At 67.1% G+C, this 3,850-nt stretch carries 1 protein-coding gene; it reads left to right on the top strand.

Annotation, left to right across the window (positions count from 1 at the left end):
- On the top strand, positions 1–3,850 hold a 3,850-nt coding region (locus tag FDZ70_07495; GenBank protein ID TLM73962.1), incomplete at both ends, for a tandem-95 repeat protein.

Raw genomic sequence — 3,850 nt, 5'->3', positions numbered from 1 at the left:
GACTGGAACGGCTCCGACAGCTTCACCTACCACGCCAACGACGGCACCGCCGACTCGAACGTGGTCACCGTCGACATCACGGTGACCCCGGTCAACGACGCCCCGGTGGCTGTGGGTGACTCCTACAGCACCGCCGAGGACACCACGCTCACGATCGCGGCTCCGGGTGTCTTGACCAACGACACGGACGTCGACGGCGATCCGCTCGACGCGGTGCTCGACACGGACGTGTCGAACGGGACGCTCACCCTGAACGCCGACGGCAGCTTCACCTACGTGCCGGACGCGGACTGGAACGGCTCCGATTCGTTCACCTACCACGCGAACGACGGCACGGCCGACTCCAACGTGGTCACCGTCGACATCACCGTCACCCCGGTCAACGACGCCCCGGTGGCGACAGGCGACTCCTACTCGACGACCGAGGACACGACGCTCACAGTCGCCGCTCCGGGTGTGCTCGTGAACGACACCGACGTCGACGGCGATCCGCTCGATGCGGTCCTCGACACGGATGTATCCGACGGCACGCTGACGCTCAACGCCGACGGCTCGTTCGAGTACATCCCGGACACGGGCTTCAGCGGCTTCGACTCGTTCACCTATCACGCTTTCGACGGCGTGGACGACTCCAACGTCGCGACCGTCATCCTCTGGGTCGGCCCCGTGAACGATCCGCCGACCGCCGTGGACGACAGCCATACCACCGACGAGGACACCACGCTCACGGTCGCCGCGCCAGGCGTGCTGGCCAACGACACGGATCCCGAGTCCGATCCGCTGTTCGCGTCGCTCATCAGCGGTCCGAGCAACGGTGCGCTCATCCTGTTCGCGGACGGGTCGTTCGAGTACGTGCCCGACGCGGATTGGAGCGGTACGGACTCCTTCACCTACCAGGCCGACGACACGCTCAATCTCTCGAACATCGCCACAGTCACGATTACCGTCACGCCTGTGAACGACGCCCCGGTGGCGGTCGCGGACTCCTACTCGACGGCCGAGGACACGACGCTCACGGTCGGCGCACCGGGCGTGCTCGTGAACGACACGGACGTCGACGGCGATCCGCTCGACGCCGTGCTCGACTCCGGCGTGTCCAACGGCACACTCACCCTGAACTCGGATGGGTCGTTCGTGTACGTGCCGGATGCGGACTGGAACGGCAGCGACAGCTTCACCTACCACGCCAACGACGGCACGGCCGACTCGAACATCGTCACGGTCGATATCACCGTCACGCCCGTGAACGACGCGCCGGTCGCGAATGACGACGCATACTCGACCGACGAGGATACGCCGCTGATGATCGCGGCACCGGGCGTGCTCGGCAACGACACGGATGCGGATGGCGACATGCTCTTGGCCGTCGTTGTCGACTCGCCGGCGCACGGCGCGCTGACCTTGAGCGCCGACGGGTCGTTCGAGTACACGCCTGACGCGGACTACAACGGCCCGGACTCGTTCACCTACCGCGCCAACGACGGCACCGTGGATTCGAACCTTGCCACGGTCGACATCACCGTCGGCGCTGTGAACGATGCTCCGGTCGCGGTCGATGATGCCTACTCGACCGACGAGGACACGGCGCTCACTGTCGCGGCGCCGGGAGTACTCGGCAACGACACCGACATCGACGGGGACCCACTGACGGCGGTGCTCGTCCTCGGTCCCACCCACGGCACGCTCACCCTCAACGGCGACGGCAGCTTCACGTACACACCTGACGCGGACTACAACGGCCCCGACTCGTTCACCTACCAGGCCGACGACGGCGCCGACCTGTCCAATGTTGCCACCGTAGACATCACGGTCGACGCCGTGAACGACGCCCCCGTTGCGGCCGACGACGCGTACTCGACCGACGAGGATACGCCGCTCGTCATCGCGGCACTGGGCGTGCTCGGCAACGACACGGACGTCGAAGGCGACCCGCTCTCCGCGTTCGTGGTCGACCTGCCGGCGCACGGCACGCTGACCCTGGACGCCGACGGCGGCTTCACCTACGTGCCGGATGCGGACTGGAACGGCAGCGACTCGTTCACCTACCACGCGAACGACGGCACGGTCGATTCGAATCTCGCGACGGTCGACATCACCGTCGATCCGGTCAACGACGCCCCGGTCGCGGCCGACGACGCGTACTCCGTGGACGAGGACGGCTTCCTCGTGGTCGGCAGCCCGGGTGTCCTCGGCAACGACACGGACGTCGAGGGCGATCCGCTCACGGCGACTCTGGTCGACGATGTGGATCACGGGACGCTCGTTCTGTCGCCTGACGGCAGCTTCATCTACGTCCCTGATCCCGACTACAACGGCCCCGACTCGTTCACCTACGTCGCGAACGACGGCACGGCCGACTCGAACCTCGCGACGGTCGACATCACCGTCGATCCGGTCAATGACGCGCCGGTCGCCGTGGACGACATCTTCACCACCGATGAGGACACGCCGCTCGTCATCGCGGCGCCCGGCGTACTCGGCAACGACATCGACATCGATGGCGATGCGCTGACCGCCGTGACGGTCGACGACCCGATGCACGGCACGCTCGCGCTCAACGCGGACGGCGGCTTCACCTACACGCCGGACGCGGACTGGTACGGCACGGACACGTTCACCTATCGGGCGAACGACGGCGTGGTGGACTCCAACAACGCGACGGTCACGATCACCGTCGACCCGGTCAATGACGCGCCGGTCGCCGTGGACGACACCTTCACCACGGATGAGGACACACCGCTCGTCGTCGGTGCGCCCGGTGTACTCGGCAACGACACGGACATCGACGGCGATCCGCTCTCCGCGTTCGTAGTCGACCTGCCGACGCACGGTACGCTGGCGCTCAACGCCGACGGCTCGTTCACGTACACGTCGGACGCCGACTACAACGGCCCCGATTCGTTCACGTACGTCGCGAACGACGGTGAGGCGGATTCGAACGTCGCGACCGTCGACATCGCGGTCGATGCTGTCAACGACGCCCCGGTCGCGGTGGGCGACTCGTACACCACCGCCGAGGACACGACGCTGACTGTCGCCGCGCCGGGTGTGCTCGCCAACGACTCGGACGTGGACGGCGATCCGCTCGACGCGGTGCTCGACGCCGACGTGTCGAACGGGACGCTCACGCTGAACGCCGACGGCTCGTTCACCTACGTGCCGGACGCGGACTGGAACGGTAGCGACAGCTTCACGTATCACGCGAATGACGGCACGGCGGACTCCAACGTCGTCACGGTCGACATCACCGTCACGCCGGTCAATGACGCACCGGTGGCGGTGGGCGACTCGTACACCACGGCCGAGGGCATCACGCTGACGGTCGCGGCCCCGGGCGTGCTCGGCAACGACACCGACGTCGATGGCGATCCGCTGACGGCGGTACTGGCCGATGACGTCGCCAACGGGGCGCTGACGCTGAACGCCGACGGCAGCTTCACGTACGTGCCGGATCTCGACTGGAGCGGCTCGGACTCGTTCACCTACCGCGCCGATGACGGCGCCGCGCTCTCGAATCTCGTGACCGTGTCGATTACCGTGACCCCGGCCAACGACGCGCATCTGACGGTGACCAAGGTCGTGACGAGCGGTGACACCACGGCAGTGGTGGGGTCTCTGGTCGGCTACCGCATCACGGTCACCAACGACGGTGGCGCGGCGTCCAGCGACGTCACCGTGTCCGATACATGGGACGCGGCAGAGCTGGCCCTCGACTCCGCCGATCCGACGGCTGACGATTCAGGGGCGGGCTGGGCCGACTTCGCGGTCGGGCCTATCGGCGCCGGACTCTCCGAGGCCATCGACGCCACGTTCACCGTGCTGGCCGACGGCACGGTGGGCAACACCGTGT

The sequence above is a fragment of the Actinomycetota bacterium genome (assembly GCA_005774595.1).
Taxonomy (GTDB): Bacteria; Actinomycetota; Coriobacteriia; order Anaerosomatales; family D1FN1-002; genus D1FN1-002.
Note: the sequence above shows the minus strand (reverse complement) of the source record. Positions and strands in the feature narration are given on the sequence as shown.